Annotated in this window: 18 protein-coding genes; 15 read left to right on the top strand and 3 right to left on the bottom strand. The window is 35.3% G+C overall.

Going from position 1 to position 19,843, the window contains the following annotated elements; all coding sequences use genetic code 11:
- Positions 1 to 217 precede the first annotated feature (217 nt).
- Genes KHA96_RS03895 through KHA96_RS03910 form a run of 4 tightly spaced genes read left to right on the top strand, consistent with a single transcriptional unit; the run spans position 218 to position 4,338 of the window.
- On the top strand, positions 218 to 778 hold the full coding sequence (locus tag KHA96_RS03895) for a DUF4358 domain-containing protein (RefSeq protein WP_213127964.1): 561 nt from the start codon (positions 218 to 220) through the stop codon (positions 776 to 778).
- Positions 779 to 802: 24 nt separating this feature from the next.
- Entirely contained in the window at positions 803 to 2,188 is a 1,386-nt protein-coding gene (locus KHA96_RS03900) for an MBOAT family O-acyltransferase (RefSeq protein WP_213127965.1), read from the top strand.
- A gap of 12 nt (positions 2,189 to 2,200) precedes the next feature.
- On the top strand, positions 2,201 to 3,325 hold the full coding sequence (locus KHA96_RS03905; RefSeq protein ID WP_213127966.1) for a DHHW family protein: 1,125 nt from the start codon (positions 2,201 to 2,203) through the stop codon (positions 3,323 to 3,325).
- A 17-nt stretch (positions 3,326 to 3,342) separates the two neighbouring features.
- A complete protein-coding gene (locus KHA96_RS03910; protein ID WP_213127967.1) occupies positions 3,343 to 4,338 on the top strand; it encodes an aminoglycoside phosphotransferase family protein in 996 nt (331 codons plus the stop codon).
- Here the strand turns inward: KHA96_RS03910 and KHA96_RS03915 are convergent.
- On the bottom strand, positions 4,333 to 4,797 hold the full coding sequence (locus tag KHA96_RS03915; RefSeq protein WP_249315256.1) for a GNAT family N-acetyltransferase: 465 nt from the start codon (positions 4,795 to 4,797) through the stop codon (positions 4,333 to 4,335). The two genes, KHA96_RS03910 and KHA96_RS03915, sit on opposite strands and share 6 nt — an antisense overlap.
- A gap of 75 nt (positions 4,798 to 4,872) precedes the next feature.
- Between KHA96_RS03915 and KHA96_RS03920 the strand changes: the two genes are divergently transcribed.
- Entirely contained in the window at positions 4,873 to 5,292 is a 420-nt protein-coding gene (locus KHA96_RS03920; protein ID WP_349305656.1) for an SRPBCC family protein, read from the top strand.
- Between the two features lie 248 nt (positions 5,293 to 5,540).
- Complete coding sequence (locus KHA96_RS03925) at positions 5,541 to 5,831, top strand: hypothetical protein (RefSeq protein WP_213127969.1); 291 nt, start codon at positions 5,541 to 5,543, stop codon at positions 5,829 to 5,831.
- 30 nt (positions 5,832 to 5,861) lie between these two features.
- Here KHA96_RS03925 and KHA96_RS03930 read toward each other — a convergent pair whose 3' ends face one another.
- A complete protein-coding gene (locus tag KHA96_RS03930) occupies positions 5,862 to 6,053 on the bottom strand; it encodes a YbxH family protein (protein ID WP_213127970.1) in 192 nt (63 codons plus the stop codon).
- A gap of 119 nt (positions 6,054 to 6,172) precedes the next feature.
- On the opposite strand from KHA96_RS03930, the gene KHA96_RS03935 reads away from it, so the two are divergent.
- Positions 6,173 to 6,991 (top strand): hypothetical protein, encoded by an 819-nt coding sequence (locus tag KHA96_RS03935; RefSeq protein ID WP_213127971.1) that lies wholly within the window; start codon positions 6,173 to 6,175, stop codon positions 6,989 to 6,991.
- 50 nt (positions 6,992 to 7,041) lie between these two features.
- Here the strand turns inward: KHA96_RS03935 and KHA96_RS03940 are convergent, their stop codons facing one another.
- A complete protein-coding gene (locus KHA96_RS03940) occupies positions 7,042 to 7,587 on the bottom strand; it encodes a DinB family protein (protein ID WP_213127972.1) in 546 nt (181 codons plus the stop codon).
- 415 nt (positions 7,588 to 8,002) lie between these two features.
- Here KHA96_RS03940 and KHA96_RS03945 point away from each other — a divergent pair, with 415 nt between their 5' ends.
- From KHA96_RS03945 to KHA96_RS03980, 8 genes are all read left to right on the top strand, one after another.
- Positions 8,003 to 9,391, top strand: a complete 1,389-nt coding sequence (locus tag KHA96_RS03945; RefSeq protein ID WP_213127973.1) for an aminotransferase-like domain-containing protein — start codon at positions 8,003 to 8,005, stop codon at positions 9,389 to 9,391.
- Between the two features lie 114 nt (positions 9,392 to 9,505).
- Positions 9,506 to 10,807 (top strand): MFS transporter, encoded by a 1,302-nt coding sequence (locus KHA96_RS03950; RefSeq protein ID WP_213127974.1) that lies wholly within the window; start codon positions 9,506 to 9,508, stop codon positions 10,805 to 10,807.
- A gap of 395 nt (positions 10,808 to 11,202) precedes the next feature.
- Positions 11,203 to 12,312, top strand: coding sequence for a flavin monoamine oxidase family protein (locus KHA96_RS03955; protein ID WP_213127975.1), 1,110 nt, complete (start codon positions 11,203 to 11,205; stop codon positions 12,310 to 12,312).
- A gap of 353 nt (positions 12,313 to 12,665) precedes the next feature.
- The gene (locus KHA96_RS03960) at positions 12,666 to 14,402 is read left to right on the top strand and encodes an ABC transporter ATP-binding protein (protein ID WP_213127976.1); all 1,737 of its coding nucleotides are present in this window, start codon (positions 12,666 to 12,668) and stop codon (positions 14,400 to 14,402) included.
- A gap of 110 nt (positions 14,403 to 14,512) precedes the next feature.
- Positions 14,513 to 16,309: a metallophosphoesterase family protein gene (locus KHA96_RS03965; protein WP_213127977.1), complete on the top strand. Its 1,797-nt coding sequence runs from the start codon at positions 14,513 to 14,515 to the stop codon at positions 16,307 to 16,309.
- Positions 16,310 to 16,620: 311 nt separating this feature from the next.
- Positions 16,621 to 17,322, top strand: coding sequence for a FadR/GntR family transcriptional regulator (locus KHA96_RS03970; protein WP_213127978.1), 702 nt, complete (start codon positions 16,621 to 16,623; stop codon positions 17,320 to 17,322).
- Entirely contained in the window at positions 17,319 to 18,479 is a 1,161-nt protein-coding gene (locus KHA96_RS03975) for a trans-sulfuration enzyme family protein (RefSeq protein ID WP_213127979.1), read from the top strand. Before KHA96_RS03970 ends, KHA96_RS03975 begins: the two co-directional genes overlap by 4 nt.
- Before the next feature lie 43 nt (positions 18,480 to 18,522).
- Entirely contained in the window at positions 18,523 to 19,830 is a 1,308-nt protein-coding gene (locus tag KHA96_RS03980) for an ABC transporter substrate-binding protein (RefSeq protein ID WP_349305657.1), read from the top strand.
- Positions 19,831 to 19,843 lie beyond the last annotated feature (13 nt).

Below are 19,843 nucleotides of genomic sequence, written 5' to 3' on the forward strand. Positions count from 1 at the left end.
ACTCCCCTTGTAAGAAAAAGGATTTCTTCTTTTAATTATCATACCCATATTACAAAGTTAAATAGCTTATAAGGTTTGACAAATTGTGAACATACTTGCATCTATATTTTGAACCGTATCCTTATCACATGAAAAAAAAATATCTTATGAAACGAAACAAAATCATAAAACTTTCGTCAAAGATTATGGAGAACAATATCAAAATCGAGGTGCTAACATGAAAAAAGCAATGGGTTTAACCGGAATGATTGCAATTATACTTTTAACACTTATTGGATGCAGCGGTGAAGCAAATAATAAAGCGGGTGCTTCGGGTGTATCTATTGAAGAAATCGCACGTAGTATAAAAGAACAAATTGGGGAAGATTTATCAGCAGTGGGGGTTGCTGATGCGCTGAAAGATGGAGTTTTACAATCATACATAGAAAGTGACCTTGTTAAGAAGGATGAGAATAATCCGGATAGTGATTTTCTAATAGAAAAATTGGCAATAAACGCGAATGATTTAGAGGAAGGTTATATTATCGCAGCGATGATGAACGTTAATTCTGACGAAATTATTATATTAAAGGCTAAAGATGAATCCAAAGTGGATGGATTGATCGAGGCGTTAAAAAAAGAAAAGGAAGCACAAACTAACACATGGGAACAATATTTACCTGATCAGTTTGAAAAAGTAAATAATAATATTATTAAGGTAAAAGGATCTTACTTAATCTACATTACGTATGAACACCCTGAAAAATTAGAAAAAATATTTGATGATAAACTTAAATGATTTTGGTTGATTAGGTGTGGTTAAATGGTTTTTAGCAGTTTAGTTTTTCTTTTTGTATTCTTGCCTATTACATTAGTACTCTATAGTATCAGTCCAATGAAATTAAAAAATTTGCTCCTCCTCATACTTAGTTTAATTTTTTATGCATGGGGGGAGCCTATTTACATTTTATTGATGCTTTTTTCAGCGATGATAGATTATATACACGGATTATTGATCGCTAAGTATAAGGGAAGAATTGGTTCGAAATTATTTCTATTGTCGTCAATAATTATTAACATCGGCATCCTTGCCTTCTTTAAATATGCGGATTTTTTCATTGGAAATGTGAATATGTTAATAGGAACAGATTTTGAATCTTTGAAATTGCCGCTCCCAATTGGAATTTCATTTTACACGTTCCAATCGATGAGCTATACGATTGATGTATATAGAGGAAGGGTGCAGCCGCAAAAAAATCCAATTGCTTTAGCTATGTATATTTGTTTATTTCCACAGTTAATTGCAGGTCCAATTGTCCGTTATGAATCGATTGAAAAAAAGTTGATTCATCGCCGTGTTTCTTTACATCAATTTGCAGAAGGAGTCCGCTTATTTATCATTGGGCTAGGCAAAAAAGTGTTGCTTGCCAATAATATAGGTCTGCTATGGAACACTATAGAGGGGCAGAGCCTTTCAGAGCTGACAGTTATTGAATCATGGCTCGGAATCATCGCATTTGCACTGCAAATCTATTTCGATTTTAGTGGATATTCCGATATGGCAAGAGGTTTAGGAAGAATGTTTGGTTTTAACTTCCCGATCAATTTCCAGTATCCATACATTTCAAGAAGCATTACAGAGTTTTGGCGAAGATGGCACATGACATTGGGTGGATGGTTTAGAGATTATGTATATATTCCACTTGGCGGAAGCAGGGAAGGGAAGCTTAAGCTTTACGTAAACCTCTTCATTGTTTGGGGATTAACTGGCTTTTGGCATGGGGCAACTTGGAATTTTGTAGTGTGGGGACTTTATTTTGGAGTATTCATTGCGGTGGAAAAGGCAGGATTGAAACAACTATTAATACAACTTCATCCTGTATGGCAACATTTATATTTCATTTTCTTTATTTTAATTGGATGGGTATTATTTGTTTTTGAAGATCTTTATGAAGGATTACAATATTTGATGATCATGCTTGGACTGACAAAAAACCCTATTTTAAATGAACAAACTCTTTATGAGCTTTATACACATGGTGTTATGTTTATTATTGCAATTATTGCAGCCCTGCCGATTATTAATCTATTTAAAAATAGTAGATTTATACCATTACTTTCGCCAATTGTTTATTTTGCTATTCTGTTGCTATCGACAGCTTTTCTAGTAAATGAATCGTATAATCCATTTTTATATTTTCGCTTCTAATGAGGGAAGAACATGCGTATTACTGATAAAATTATAGTCACTATGTTCGTATGCTTTCTAGGGATGATCTGTATTTTACATATGATGACTCGCGATACCACCTTTTCAGAACAGGAAAATCGTATATTGGAAAAAAAGCCAACGTTATCACTGAAAAATGTTCTTACCGGCAAATTTATGGATCAATATGAATTATATATATCGGATCAATTTGCATGGAAAAAGAGCTGGCTGCAAATAAAAGCTGTTTCTGAGAAGGCGATGTTAAAGCAAGAATCAAATGGAATTTACTTCGGTAAAGACGGTTTTTTATTTGAAAGATTTAAAGAACCACAGGATCAATTGAATAAAAACATCGAGTATATCAGTAATTTTGCAGAAAAAAATAAGCATCTTGATTACTATATGTTGCTCGCACCGACATCAGTTGAAATTTACAAGGAAAAACTGCCTATTTTTGGCCAGTCATACTCTCAAAAAGAAGTGTTGGACGATATACAAAAAAAGCTCTTACATTCTATTGAGTTCATTACTGTAACAGATGCGCTAATAGACCATAAAAACGAACCAATTTATTTTAAAACAGATCACCATTGGACCATGCAGGGAGCGTATTACGCATATACCCAGGCGGCGCAAACATTTGGATTCGAGCCTTATTCTATTGATGATTTTAATATTGAAATGTTATCCAATGATTTTTATGGAACATTTGCCTCAAAAGTGGTTGGACATCGTGTAGAGCCTGACAAAATTGAAATGTTTGAACCCTTGAAACATACAACTTACAGTGTACAATTTAATGATAAAAATGAGATATCAAACTCATTATTTGCGAGGTCTTTTTTAAAGAAAAAGGATCAATATTCCTTCTTTTTAAATGGCAATCATAGTTTAGTGACAATAAAATCAAGTGTAAAAAATGGCCGGAAATTAGCCGTTATGAAAGATTCATATGCTCATGTATTTATTCCTTTTTTGGCCAATCACTTTGAAGAAATATATGTGATTGATTTACGCTATTTTCATCATGATATTAATGACTTCATATGGGAAAATAGTGTTAAAGAAGTGCTATTTCTTTATAATGTGGTGAATTTTTCAACAGATACTAGTCTAATATGGTTGAAAAGGTAGCTAAAGGCGGGGACATAATGGAAATGAATAAGCGAATAACAAAAATTTTAAAAGAGTACTACAATATAGACGCGGCTAGGATAGAACAACGAACAGGCGGATGGTCTGCGTTAGCTTTTTTCATTGAGGGTCGGAACAGAAACTATTTTTTAAAAGTGTATAGCAAAAGAAGGTCATCTATCATTCAGTGGATAGATGCTATCGACAGATACATCCCTTTAGTTAAGTGGCTGAATGATAAGACGGAATTAGAAAATCATATAGTCAGCCCAATCTTTGCGATGAATGAAAGCACTAAATGTGAAGACGAAAGATATGTTTACTTACTTTCCGAGTTTATAGAAGGTGAGACAATCGCTGAGGCAACGCTTTGTTCTAATCAGATTAATGAACTAGCAAGAATTATCGGTTTACTCCATAAAAGCACATCAGAAGTTCCATCTGATTTAAAAGAACTGCAGGCTGTTGATTCCTTCGATATTGTTTATTGTCATTTTTTGTCTTCATTTATTCAACATGAGCTTAACAAAGAGAAAGATGAAGTATTAGAAATTATTAAACCATATTCTAGTATTTTATTTGAAAAGATTGAAAGAATGGAATATTTGTCTAAAAACTTAAAAAGTAGACCACTCAACTATGTATTGTGCCATGCTGATGCTCATAATTGGAATATCATGCAAGGTGAAACATTAATGCTCATTGATTGGGAGTGTGTAAAACTTGCGCCGCAAGAACAAGATCTTATTATGCCGATATTGGAGCCGTATGCCAAGCAGTTTTTACAAGAGTACAAAAAGCATATGGAATATACCACTCCTGAAATAGATGCATTCGAATTTTATTTCCTTAAAAGAAAATTAGAAGATATTTGGGAATGGGTTATTGATTTGCGCTTTGAAGGCCTTGTTAAATCAAAAGACTTAACGCTTAAACTACTTAAAAAGACATTAGATGAATGTTCGCAGTCTGACCGCTTTCGTTTTGACTTAGAAAAGGTTTTTACATCATAAATTTTTTACCATTACTAAAAAAGCGGTATCGTTTGCTATGAAAGATGTTTGCGTTGCGAAGCCTAATTTCTTATAAGCTGCAATAGCTCTTTTGTTAAATTCAGCAACCGTTAAACGGATTATGTTTAAGTTATACTTTTGTTCTACCTCATCCATGATAAAGCTAATAAATGGGTAACCAAAACCTTGACCTGTTAACTTTGGCTTCATACTGAAACCTAAATCTAATAATCCTTCTACTTCTGGATATGACCCAATTTCTCGACCGAAGGGCACTTGAGCAAATGATCCAACGCAATAAAAGCCAATAAGCTCTTCATCATCAAAAATTCCTTTATATTGTATCAACTCTTGCAATGATTCATCTGTATCATCCATATTATAAAAATCGTATGGCGGTTCGTATTTCCAATTTATAATTTTCTTTGCATTTTCTTTATTTATCTTTTTAATGCGCATTTTTATTCTCCTAGAAAATAGATTAAATATTTATTTTATTATACATGCTGGAAAGCAAAAATGGAGGTAGTATTTTTGAGAGAGAATGTAGTAGGACAAACAAAAGCAGTTGGATTTCAAATAGGTGTTAGGAGAACTTTTCCAATTTCACATAAAGAAGCATGGAAACTTATTACTTCAAAGGAAGTTTTATCATTATGGTTGGGAAATGTTAAAAGTTTTCCATTACAAAAAGGTGAAACGTTCAGCTCAGAAATGGGGAAAGGAGAAATCCGAGTCATTAAGCCTTTACAACAAATTCGGCTTACTTGGCAGAAGGAAAAATGGGAGAAAACTTCAACCGTTCAAATAAGGATTTTACACAAAGAGGAAAATAAAACAACGATTAGTTTTCACCAGGAACACCTTTCGGATGAAAGTGTAAGAGAAGAAATGAAGGAATTATGGGAAAAAGTATTGAACTTAATAAAGGAACAAATAGAAAGTGCTGAATAAATTGGAGCAGTTTTTTAAATTTGAATTTCCAAGTTGAGGGATAGTCTAAGTTCGAATGCAAATTTACCAAACAAAAAAGCCCATCGCGATATGATTTACTCCTTCAGGGTGATGGGATAAGGGTTGTGTCAAATACGGAATGACAAAAAACAAAGTTCCAGTATTTGAAAAGCAATATAGATGTTCTATAAGGGAATAGACCTTGAGAATTTGAATATATTTTATAAAAACACCATAAGGAGAAAAGTATGAAGAAATTTTTTCGAAACCCTTCTAAAGTATCACTTATTTCTTTAGAAGCTACTATCGGTGTTTTTATTTTACAGCTATTGATACCAACGATAGTGGATAAAGTGTTGGGGCCGATATCTTTAATTTTCCTTATGCTCAACCCAATATTTGGTTTTATATATTCTTTTTTTATTAAAGGGAAACGAAAAGTTATATACATTCTCCTGCACTTAGCTTGTATATGCACGATATCATTCTTTGCATTAACGGTTATCATATTTAGATTTTTTGCCCATTTTGCTCCTTAATGCTACACCACGATTTAGTAGTGGTGCTTTTTAAATTCCATTTGTTCTGCAATAATCCGCAACAAGCTGTTCGATTTGATCTATTTCCGGATATTTTCCATGAAACGTAAATTTTAGTTCTTCTAGAAACTCTCCATTATGATATACATGAATCGCTCCATTTTGTTCAATAACACTATATTCCGGCTCAAATATATATCCATCTCTTTCAATCGCACCCATTTAGTCATCCCTCCCGACCATTTTCAATTTATTTTTACCTATTTTTAATTATTAAATCATGAATAGGTTCCACACATTTTTGGAAAACTTTTTTTAAAAATCTAGAAATGAGTGTGTGCATGCGTTATTTATTTTCGATTATTTTATTAGCTTCTGCCATTTTGTTTAATGGACAATTTGCCTTGGCAAAGAATGAAGGAATCGGAATTTCGGTGGAAATGCTGCCTTGGGATGAGGTCAATGAAATCTTGCCAAGGTATAGCAAGTTTACGATTTTGGATGTTGAGACGGGGAAAAGATTTAATGTACAGAGGAGAGCGGGAAGTGGACATGCGGATGTTCAGCCGTTGACTAAAAAAGATACAAAGATAATGAACGATATTTATAGCGGAAAATGGAGTTGGAAGAGAAGAGCGATCATTGTCATTCATAATGATCAATGGATTGCTGCTTCGATGCACGGCATGCCACATGGCGCTGGGAAGTTGGACAATAATTTTCGTGGTCATTTTTGCGTTCATTTTAAAGACAGTACAACGCATAGAAGAAAATCTGTGGATCTTTCTCATCAACTTATGATCATGAAATCAGCAGGCAAATTAAACGAACACCTTAACAGCTTACAGGCAGAGGAACTCATCCAAGCATATGTTGCGGGCATAAAACAAAAAGATAAGCGAATCGTTTCGGCCGCTTCGGTCCAGAAAGTAAATTGGAAGAAGGAATTCAATAAAGTTGAAAATATAAAGCCAAGACAAATATATGTAAAGCCATATAGAAAAGACGAATTGTTTCTTGAAGTGCCGGTCGAAATTGAATGGATTGATAAACATTCAAAACGTCATATCTTTAATGGTACGATCCATCTCATTCGTTTTGCTCCTGATAGTGGATGGAAAATTGATAGTAATCAGTTTGTGAATGATCTTTTTATGTAAAGCTAATCCTTCCCCACTTAAACAAAAGTGGGGCTCTATTGTTTATTGTGCTAAGCGTGCATCTTCTTCGCAATCATCTTTTTAATTATTCTTATTTGTCCTCGATGATTTAATTCGTCCTCGAATACATGAAACCATTTAAAATAATTGTTGGCTTGCTCGCCAAACCAAAATGGAGTTTGTTTAAACAACCATTCATCTTCGAGTGTTTTAAATGTTTCGATTGTTTGATGTCGGATATAAGCAAGCTCTTTTAAATAAAAGTCTATACTATGACCATTAATCTGTTCGCGTGCTATGCTCCCTAAATCCAAAGCTGGATTCAGACTATTTATTTCAGCTTCTGTTAACTCACGATTTTGGAAGGTTTCTATTTGATATGCTTTTTCTACTGCTGCCATATGTGCAAGCAACATCCCAATTGAATTAGCGTTTTCCTCATCATAAAGGAAATCCAGTTCCTCTACACTTAATTCCTTTACTTCTTCAAGCGTCATCACTCTTGTATAGTTCATCATTGAAACTAGTTTACTAAATTCTGCGCTCAAATCATCCTTTTGATCGATTAAAAACAATGTCTTGATATTTATAGACATTTTTTCACCTCATTTGTTTGGAAATCACACTCTTCTTATATATTCGTATAAAGCTAGTAAAATCCTTTTTAATGTATAACTTATAATCACACAAATATGATTAGCATTGTCTGATACTGCGGCAGGTTGAAATCATATTCAATTTGCTTAACAATGAAGATATACCAGAAACGTGTGCATCGACAAGCTTTAATTGTAGCAGCACCATTCAAAATCTCTTACAAATAATATATTAGTGAACTGTTTAACAAAGGAAAAGAGCACCTTTTGACAGTAGCCTCATTCGTTTATTATAGTTGTTAAAACGATAAGTGACGATATCCCATTAAATAACTGTCAATAGAAAAATTCGGGTATTTATATAAAAAGAAGATATACATTGTTAATAAAATGTAGTGTGAAAAGGATGCGTATTATGCCAATTAATTCTTTTGAAAACTATCCAATGAGCTGGAAGCCATCAATTGATAAAACTAAAAAGCCTATTTACAAGGAGCTCTCAAGGAAATTAGAACAGGATATATTAAATGGATTGTTATTACCCGGAACAAAGCTTCCTCCGCAGAGAGAATTGGCTGATTATTTAGATTTAAACTTGAGTACGATTTCAAAAGCATTTAAAGCTTGTGAGTTAAAGGGCTTATTAAGTGCGATCGTTGGAAGCGGAACATTTGTATCGTATGATGCATTATCGAATGCTTATTTACTTGAAGATACAAAACCAAAGCATTTAATTGAAATGGGAGCAACCCTGCCAGATAATGCTTCTTACGAGCCACTGCTACTTCAACTGAAAAGTATGATTCAAGATACAGATTATGAAAAATGGTTTTCATATGGTCGAGCAGGCGGAAGCCTTTGGCAAAAGGATGCTGCTATAAAGCTAATTCGTAGAGGTGGATTCGAAACATCCGTTGATCACATTTTATTTGCAAACGGTGGTCAAAATGCGATTGCTGCTACACTGGCAAGTCTTTGTAAACCTGGTGATCGCATTGGTGTTGATCAACATACATACCCAGGCTTAAAAACTGTTGCAGCGATGCTCAGTGTGCAAATAATACCGATAAAATCGGAGAACTATGAGATGAGTCCATCTGCCTTTGAAGAAGCATGTAAAAATGAAAACATTAAAGGCATTTACTTGATCCCAGATTATCATAATCCGACAGCTTCCTTTATGTCTGTCAAGAAGCGAAAAGTGATTGCAGAAATTGCTAAAAAGTATAATCAGTTCATTATTGAAGATGCGTCATATCATCTCCTCCACGAAAATCCTCTTCGAGCAGTTGCATCATTTGCACCAGAACAGGTTATATACATTGCAAGTTTATCTAAATCAATTGCACCAGGACTACGGCTAGCCTATGTATCAGTTCCGAGACAATATAAAGAGTCAATATCAAGGGCACTATATAATTTAAATGTATCCGTTTCTCCATTACTAGCAGAACTAGCAGCACGTACGATTGTATCGAATCAATTCGAAGTTTTAATCGAGAGGCATCGGGAACAAAACATTCTCAGAAACAAGGTTATCAATCAATATTTAACAGACTATATGTGTTTAGGTGATGATACAGGTATTTTTCGTTGGCTGCTATTACCTGGAAAGATAACAGGGGCTGAATTTGAAACGTTAGCTGCAAAGCAAGGAGTGCAAGTGTATGCAGCTGAACGTTTTGTAGTTGGAAATAGTTGTCCAGATCGGGCAGTGAGAATTGCTGTTTGTGCTCCAGAAACTCTTGAGGAGGTTGAGCAAGGAATGATTATTCTTAACCGTTTGCTAAACGATATTAATTAACATTGTTCGCCATACAATTATAACATTGTATGGTTTTTTAGTGCGTGCTATGATGATTTAAATCTAGTTGCAATATAGTAAAAGAAATAGTTTTCTAGAAAGGGAGGTTAAATAATGTTAGCTAAGGATAATGTGAAATTGTCAGACACTCAATCAGCTTGGATGCAAAGCTACATTATTTCTTCAGAAAAACAACAACACTTATATAAAAGAACATTAATCGTAATTGTTATATCCCAAATTTTTGGCGGAGCTGGACTTGCAGCAGGCGTAACTGTAGGTGCGCTACTTGCGCAAAACATGTTAGGTGCAGATAGTGTAACTGGAATACCGACAGCGTTATTTACATTAGGTTCAGCAGCAGCTGCACTGCTTGTGGGACGATCCTCTCAAGCGTTTGGCCGGCGCACTGGACTTGCAACCGGCTTTGTAGCTGGAGGCATCGGCGCTATTGGAGTAGTTATTTCGGCAATCTTGAATAGCATTCCACTTTTATTTGTTTCACTGCTTGTCTATGGTGCAGGATCGGCGACAAATTTACAAGCGCGCTATGCGGGAACAGATTTAGCAAGTCCAACCCAAAGAGCAAAAGCTGTTAGTATGGCTATGGTTTCTACAACATTCGGTGCCGTAGCTGGTCCAAACTTGGTGGATGTTATGGGGAAGTTCGCTATATCTATAAGTGTTCCTGCTTTAGCTGGACCATTTATATTAGCTGCTGCAGCTTACATACTTGCTGGTTTGGTTCTTTTATTTTTTCTTAGGCCAGATCCTTATATTGTTGCAAAAGCAATATCAGATGCTAAAAGAGCAACTAGTAAATTATCTTCAGACGAAAATGCTACCTCATTATCTATAAATAGGCGCGGTATTTTTGCAGGAGCTATGGTAATGATTCTTACTCAATTTGTGATGACGGCCATTATGACGATGACACCCATACATATGGGACACCATGGACATGGTTTGAATGCAGTAGGGCTTGTCATTGGATTTCATATAGGTGCTATGTTTTTGCCTTCATTAGTAACTGGTTTTCTTGTTGATAAAATTGGCCGCGCTGTAATGGTCATTGCTTCTGTTGTGACATTAATAGCTTCTGGCATAGTAGCTGCTATGGGGTCTGCTGATTCAATGACAGTACTCATTACGGCACTTGTTTTACTAGGACTTGGCTGGAATTTTGGTTTAATTAGTGGCACAGCAATCCTTGTAGATGCAACTCACGCTTCTACTCGGGCTAAGACGCAAGGTTCGATTGATGTTTGGATTGCTTTATCTGGAGCACTAGGGGGAGGTCTATCTGGAATCGTTGTAGCACAATCCAGTTATGGAATCCTGTCCTTAGCTGGTGCTGTCCTTTCATTACTTCTTATTCCAATTATCTTTTGGGCAGGTATAAATAAAAGCACTTAATGATCAGAATTCTAATATTACTGGAATACAGACAATAGAGGTTTTCTTTAGGATAAGTGAGCATTATGGATGGATTTATTTCTTCAACAATTACCTAAAGTTAAAGAAGTAGTAGCATAGTCGAAGGAAGTACTGTGTTTTTCATCATAACTGCGAAAAAATGATAAATGAAGGTTTTACCTCTTACCATATGACAGATATATTTATAATGGTGATCGCTATTATGTTAACAAGCCTGTTGTGGATATGAATGACTTTTGCTTTATAAAAAATGCTTCTATATGATAGGCATGTACAAAGGTTGAAAAACATAAGAACGTATCAAAGAGGCATTTTTTACTTAGGGAGATTTATTCTATCAGACAGCAAACATGCTTAATGAAAGAGGAAGAGATATGAATAAACCAATTGTCATTGTTGGAGCTGGCTTAAGTGGCCTTCGGGCTGCAACGCTGCTTAATGCACATGGCATCAAATGCAAGGTTCTAGAAGCTAGAAACAGGATAGGCGGCAGAGTCTTGAGCACTTCTGATCCAAACAGCCCCAACCTAGAAATTTTTGACCTTGGACCGACATGGTTTTGGCCGCAGTATGAGAGTACAATTGCTAATCTTGTTAAAGAACTGAATTTAGAAATTTTTGACCAATACACGAAAGGGGCAATGCTTGTAGAAAGATTACAAAACGAACCACCAAAACGTTATATGCTACCGGAAAATGCCAATGTAGGTTCGGTTCGATTCAGAGGAGGTGTGCAGTCCCTTATTAATGCCCTAGCAGATACGATTCCCACAGAAGAGATAGATTTAGAAATGCGTGTTACAGCCATTCGGCTAGATAAAGCTGGTACAATAACGCTTGAAGCAAACTCTGCTAATGGTGAGAGAAAAATGATTTCTGCAAGTGCCGTTATCCTTGCATTGCCACCTCGTATTGTAGCACGTCATATTGAATTCTCTCCTTCTCTACAGCCAAATCTTATTACTAACCTTATGAACAAGCCTACGTGGATGGCGGGACATGCGAAGGCAGTTGCCATTTATGATCGACCTTTTTGGAGGGAATCGGAACTTTCTGGATTTGCAACGAGCTGGGTCGGTCCTTTGCAAGAAATCCATGATGCATCTCCAGAAACAGGTTCAGGCGCATTATTTGGTTTTTTCGGAATACCAGCAAAAACACGCACGGAGCTAGGCGAGGATAAACTTTTAAAATTGGTCATTGATCAATTAGTTAGACTCTTTGGGCACTCAGCTAAAAACGTAAATGCTGTTCTTTATAAGGATTGGTCAAGAGATTCTGAAACAGCTGTTGAAGAAGATTTCGATCTGCTTAAAGATTTTCCGAGCTATGGTCAACCGCAAATAACAGGTGGATGGGAAAATAAAATCTTTTTTGCTGGCACGGAGGCTAGTCCACATTTTGGCGGACATCTCGAAGGTGCGCTGCAATCAGCTGAACAGGCAGTGTTTGAAATCATTCAATTTATGAACAATCCTGAATGACACGATCTTTTTAATACAATAAGTTGATAAGTTTCGTTTTTTGAATTATAGCGCCAAGTATTTAGACTATAATGTCTCAGAGTAAAGTCCATTTCTCAATTTGTTTGTCGAGAAATTGGGCTTTTATCTTTGTGTTTCCTGAGGGGAATTTTTATAAAGGAGTTTTTTATCTTTTAAATATTGGCTTTATTTTGTATAATTTACCCAACGAAACTTGAAGGAGGACATATCAATGAGAAATCAAACAACCTTAGGAATAACATATAGGGGTGAAACATTAAGTTAATCATTAATGTACTCCCCTTATATGTTTAGATTGCATTTAAGAAATCTAACATTAGAGGGGTAAATTCGTGAATAATAGAATTAAGAAATTTTTATCTTATTACAAACCGTATTTGAAGTTATTTTATACTTTAATGACTTGTGCTTTAGTCGGTTCTGGCATTGCGCTTTTGTATCCTCTGTTAACAAGATACATCACAAAGGATATTTTAGAAAATAATCTTTCAAACTCATTAAGCCAAATTTATATTGTTTGCGGAATCATGCTTGTCTTGGTGATCATTCAAAATCTATGTCAGTTTGTTGTGGATTATCATGGTCATAAAATGGGTGCAATGATGGAAAGCGATATGCGAAAAGAATTATTTGAGCATTATCAAAAACTATCGTTCAATTTTTATGATACACAAAAAACGGGGCAATTAATGTCTAGAGTTACGAATGATTTATTGCTCTTGTCAGAGCTGTACCACCATGGACCTGAAGATTATATGAAGTATTTTATTAAATTTGTTGGTGCTTTCGTTATTTTGTTTTGGATCAATGCTAAATTAACGTTAGCTATCTTTCTCTTTTTGCCATTCATGGTTTTGTTTGCGCTTTATTTTAATAAAAAAGTAAATATTGCACTTCGAAGAAATAAGGATCGTATTGCTGACATCAATGCTCAAGTAGAAGATAGTCTTTCAGGCGTAAGAGTTGTTAAGTCATTTGCGAATGAGGAATTTGAAGTAGAAAAATTCAATGTTGAAAATAATCGTTTTCTTGAGAGTAGAAAAAACGGTTATAAAAGTGAAGCGTATTTCTCTACAGGAATGGATATTTTCGTACAACTTATTACAATCACAGTCATCGTATTTGGCAGTATTAATATTGTCCACGCTTCATTAGATCTGCCAGATTTAATTACATTTTTGCTATATATTGCGTTTTTGATTGAGCCAATCCAAAAGCTTGCTCATGTGACAATGCAATTTCAAGATGGCATTACTGGGTTTGATCGCTTTATGGAAATCATGGAAATAGATCCTGATATTAAAGATAAAGCTAATGCAATTGATTTGAATAATGTACAAGGGAATATCGAGTTTAATAATGTTAGTTTTCGTTATAATGAAAATGACAGACGTGTTTTAAATAATATTTCTTTTCATATCGGCTCTGGTGATTATATTGCTCTAGTTGGGCCTTCAGGGATAGGAAAAACTACACTATGTTCATTAATTTCCCGTTTTTATGATGTTGATGAAGGGGAAATTTTGCTAGATGGTGTGAACGTAAAGGATATGAGTCTAGATTCGTTAAGAAGAAATGTCGGAGTTGTTCAGCAAGATGTTTATCTTTTCGCCGGTACCGTAATCGAAAATATTCGCTACGGAAAACCCTCTGCAACGAGGGAGGAAATTATTGAGGCAGCTAAAAATGCCAATGCGCATGAATTTATTATGAGACTTCCAAATGGATACGACACCGATATCGGTCAACGCGGTGTCAAATTATCAGGGGGGCAAAAGCAAAGGTTAAGCATTGCGCGTGTATTCTTAAAAAATCCTCCTGTTTTAATATTTGATGAAGCAACAAGCGCACTAGATAATGAAAGTGAAAAAATAGTTAAAGAATCACTTGAAATATTGGCCAAAAATCGCACAACGATCGTCATTGCCCATCGTTTATCGACAATAAGAAATGCCGAGCGGATTATCGTTTTAACAGACAACGGGATCAGTGAAGAAGGTACACATGAAGAATTGCTCGCTTTAGATAGGACATATGCTCAATTGTATAATATGCAGTTTGTTATATAGTAACTTGTCAGATCTCCCTTTTCAGTATCGAAGAGGGAGATTTATTGATGAGAAGTTAAGAAGTCGAATAGTTAATAATTCAAATTTATAAAGGGAAGGGGAAATGGATTATGAGGATAGTGGTAGTTGGGGATTTTCATATTAAGAGTAATGAGCTTGACTTAACAAAACAGGCCATAGAGGATATTGCGAATTGTTCACCTGATCTTATAATTCCTTTAGGAGATTTTGGCAGCTATGAAAATATTGGATCGCCTGAAGGACTCATACAATCATTTGAATATTTTTCTATTTTAAATAAAAAGATCAGGCCGATATTGGGGAATCATGATCTCGAAAGAGAGTCCGGTAAAGAGGAAAGTGAACAAGGAATCATACAGCGAGAATTTAAAAAGTTATATAATCTTGAAAATACATATGGTGTGTTAGAATTCAATGATTTTAGGCTCATTTTTATTAGTACTGACCCCCAACCAAAGCATTCCTGCTATGAAATACAAGAATGCTATGTTTCCGATGAACAATATAATTGGTTGGTTGATATTTTGTCTAAAAGGCCGAATATTCCGGTCATAATGTTCACTCATGCTCCTCCGATCGGCTCGGGATTGAGAACGGTTCCAGGTGTTCATGTAAGGGCAACAAATGCATTTTTAGATCAAAATCATGATCCATATCGCTGGATAGATTTAATAAAATCTAATCCTCAAATCGTCATGTGGTTTTCCGCTCACTTTCACCTCAGTCACCAGTATAAAGATTCCCATGTGGAAAATTACGGGACAACATTTTTTACGACTGGAGTGCATGGCAGCGCCACAAGGGACATGAAGCGACAATCAAGAATAATAGATTTAGAGGCAGGGAAAATTTCCGTTTCAACGCTGGATCATAATAATAAAAGAATCTTAGATCAACACGACTGGTCATTTGACGGTTCGTGGCAACAGCTTGTCCACCAAAAAAAGAATAATCTTGAAAAGTTATCACACGTACATCCTACTACTGAGCACCAAACACCCGTCTCTCTCATAAGTAGTTGTTCTGTTGGGGATAAAAATGGCAGTCCATTAAAAATGATTCCATTTAAAAGAAACCATTTATTAGTCGCTACAAAAGATGGTTTTTTGTGGGATTTGGATACCGATGTGAATGGTGTTTTAGGGACTTATCATATTGGAGAAAGTCTGACAAGTATTGCCTATTCGGATGAAACCATTTGGAAGGCGTGGGATCGCTATTTTATTGGTTTACCTGCAAACACACCATCCAGCTTCGTTCGCAGAAAATCGGATGAATTGCCAGCGAATGTAACGGAAATGCCGCATGAAATTCATGCTATTACTCCTCGCAGCAAAGGAGGGATATGGATCTGTTCAGGTAAGAGTATTTATATACATGTAGACGGGTCTATCGAACCTTTTATCTCTTTAAAAGAAGAAATTATCAATATAAGAGATGTTGGGAAAAATCTATTATTCCAAACGAATTCCGGAAATATTTATCAATGGACTGAAGATAATTCTGAAGTAACATTAGTCGTTAAACACGTTGTAGCTTGGGATGTTTATAACAATAGATTCATTGCACTTTTATTTAATCACTCCATTCTGAATATAAATCTCGATACGACAGAATTCAATACGAGTTTGACGGATGTACGGCCCTATTCCTCGCCAAAAATACTATGTGTCTCGGAAACGGATTTTATCTTAGCTGGATCAGGACAAGCGATGATCTGGATAGAAGAAGAAAAAAGGTGGCATAAACTGGATACTGCTAAAGGAAAAGTTACGACATTGTCCAGATGTTTATATTCAGAGGAATTTGCTTTAGGACTTGAGCTAGAGAACGAAGAAGATTTTCCTAAGGTGCAAATATGGAGATGCAACTTGTTAAGAAAGTAATTAAAAGATATTTTTTCAACAGTTTTTTACAATAATAGAGATATTTTTTATAAAAGGTAGTTGAATGTAGCTTCTGATCCAAAAATATTAAGAGTATTCCACTTAAAGCCCAATTATTAGCATTGATTCTTCGAGAATTAATGCTTTTATTATGACTAATTTTATTTTTTTGAATTGAATACAAAATTTTGAAGGGAAAAAATCGACATATTATATTGATTTATTTAAACATTTGAAATAGAATACCTATATGATAGGTTGATAGCTCAGTAGCAAGATAGCATATTAATTTGAAAAGGAAGGAGAAAGTTTTGAAACAAATACGAAAAGTATTGTTACATGAGCTTGTTGCAGAGGAGATTAGACAGCACATAAAATTGAAAGAACTCAAAAATGGAGAAAAGCTCCCTTCAGCAGGTAATTTAGCTAAAACATATGGTGTCAGTATAGCCTCTGTACGGGAAGCCTTAAGGTTTTTGGAAGCAATAGGTGAGATAGAAGTAAAGAATGGCAAAGGAATATTTGTTAAAGAAATTGAGCCTTTTAAAATCTTGACAAATATCGAAGTAGAACACGAGAAAAAGTTTCTGCTTGAAATGTGTGAAGTAAGGCGGGCTCTTGAAGGCATGGCAGTTGAATTGGCAGTCGAAAGAGCTACTCCAGAACAAATACATAAGATGGAAGCGTATTTAATCGAATACGATAGACTTCGAGAGTTGGGTGAAGATAAATCAAATGCGGACTTAGGTTTTCACAAAACCATTTACGAGGCTGCTCACAACCCAATATTAGAAAAAGTAATCTACTCGATGTCGGATGCCTTCATAAAGTTCTGGGAGAAACCCTTTGGGATCGAAACGATTTTCGACGATACCTATCCAATTCATGTGTTGTTGTTAGACGCTATAAAAAACAATGATAAAAAAGAAGCTAGAAGACATTTTGATTCATTAATGGATTCAGTCGAGAACACAATCCGAAACGTATTTATTGAAGGGGAGATACAACCTTGAATGAATTGAAAACAGCAGAGAATATATGTACCCATCTAGGAGATATTTACGAAAAATTCAATGGTGCTGTTGTTCCGCCGATTCACGAAAATTCCTTATTTATATATAAGGATTTCGAATCATTTATCGAAGCGATGAAAGATGAGCAAGGAAATTATGTGTATTCAAGAGGAATGAATCCAACTGTTGAGATCGCAGAAAATAAAATAGCAGCCCTTGAAGGCGGCGAAAAGTGTAAATTATTTTCATCAGGAATGGCGGCAATCTCATCAGCTCTCTTAACCTTTCTTTCTTCAGGAGATCATGTTGTTTGTGTTAGTAATATTTATGGTCCTACAAAGAAATTTTTAGGGTATTTGAGTAAGTTTGATGTACAGTCATCTCTAGTGCAGTCTACGGACCTATCCGATATAGAAGCTGCTATACAACCGAACACAAAAATCGTTTATTTAGAAAGTCCAACGACGATGACCTTTAATCTTGTCGATTTATCTGCAGTAGCAAAATTGGCAAAGTCAAAAGGGATTACTACGATCATTGACAATACATGGTCGACGCCAATATTTCAAAAACCGCTTCAATTTGGAATTGATGTAGTTGTACATTCAGCTTCAAAATATTTAGGCGGTCATAGTGACATTATAGGCGGTGCACTTATTACAAATAAGGACATCATGAAAAAGATATTTTATAATGAATACCATTTATTAGGTGGAGTAATGCCGCCATTTGAAGCTTGGTTATTGCTTAGAGGGCTGCGAACATTACCTATTAGGATGAAAGCACATGAAGAAAGTGCAAAACAAATTGCACAGTTTTTAGAAAAACATCCTGCAATTAAAAAAGTAAATTATCCTGGGCTAGAAAGTCATCCCGACTATCAGTTAGGGAAGAAAATGCTTACTGGCTATAGTGGATTGCTTAGCTTCGAAATAAAGAACAATAAGTTTTCAGATGTTAAAAATGTAATAGATTCACTAAAACTATTTAATATTGGTGTTTCATGGGGAGGATATGAAAGTTTAGTATTATCACCTAATCATGGTCATAACGAAGATTTACTTGCAAAAGAGGGGCTGGATCCTGGATTAATTCGTATTTCAGTTGGTTTGGAAAGTACAGAAGAATTAATAGAAGATCTTGATCAAGCTTTGTAAGGAAAATTGACTGAATAAAGAAAAAACAAAGGGGAGTCATTTCGTGAAAAAATTAACAGTAATTATGGCAGCATTTGTACTCGTTTTAGGTTTACTTGCTGGTTGCAATAGCAACGAAAGTAATTCTAGCGGCGGCAAAGAGAAGGACAAGCAAGTTACTATAAAAATGATTGAAAGCATCACTAGTCCTGCAAGAACAAAACTATTAAAAGATATGCTAGCAAAGTTTGAGGAAAAAAATCCAGGAATTAAAGTTGAACTTATTTCACCGCCACTGCAAAGTGCCGATCAAAAAATAACACAAATGCTCCAAGCGAAAGAAAATATTGATGTTTTAGAAGTAAGGGACTATACATTGAAGCAATTTACATCTAACAACTACATTGAAGACCTTACGCCTTATACTGACAAATGGGAACATTGGGACACAGTGAACGATAATGCAAAGAGAAATGCAATGTATGTAGATGACAAGGCTTATTACATTCCGTATGGTTTGTATCAAAAAACGCTTTTCTATCGCAAAGACTGGTTTGAAGAAGCTGGTATCGAAGTGCCAAAAACATGGGATGAACTTTATGAGGCTGGAAAAAAACTTACAGATCCTTCAAAAAACCGTTTTGGCTATAGCTTTAGAGGGGGAGCCGGAACTTCAGACTATGTTGAGTTTATGACATGGGCATATGTAGCTGAAAAAATTCAACCGGATGATGGATATTTTACAACTGATGCAAAATCAATGTTCTCCACTCCCGAAGCAAAAGAAGCTTTAAATATGTTTGTAAAACTTTATAAAGATATTTCTCCTCCAGATTCTATTAGCTGGAGCTATCCAGAAATGGTTCAAGGATTTACATCTGGAGTAACAGCTATGCTGATCCAAGACCCTGAAGTAATTGTAACTGCTGATGAAAGTATGGAAGAAGGGACATGGGATACTGCTCCATTACCACTTGGCCCAACAGGAATTGCTCAACAAACTGCTGGAGCTGCAGGATGGGGAATCACATCGTTCTCAAAACATAAAGAAGAAGCATGGAAATTAGTTGAATTTTTGTCTAACCCAGAGGAAAATCTTTATTTCGCAAAAAATAATTCTCTAATTCCAATTCATACAACCGCTGCAGATGATCCATTCTTTAATGAAGGTTATTTTAAATCTTATATTACGATGAACAGTGAAACTGATAAATTTAGAGCAGTAGATCGCCCGCTTGATTATAAAGGATGGGGTGAATATAAAGGCCAGTCTGACAAAGATATCCAATCATTTTTGTTAGGTAAAACGTCAGTAGATGACTTTTTAAATAAATGGTCCAAATATTGGGATGAAGAGAAAAAGAATAAGTAACAATGAGGGCAGC

It is taken from the genome of Bacillus sp. FJAT-49711 (assembly GCF_018343715.1).
Classification (GTDB): domain Bacteria; phylum Bacillota; class Bacilli; order Bacillales; family Bacillaceae_C; genus Lederbergia.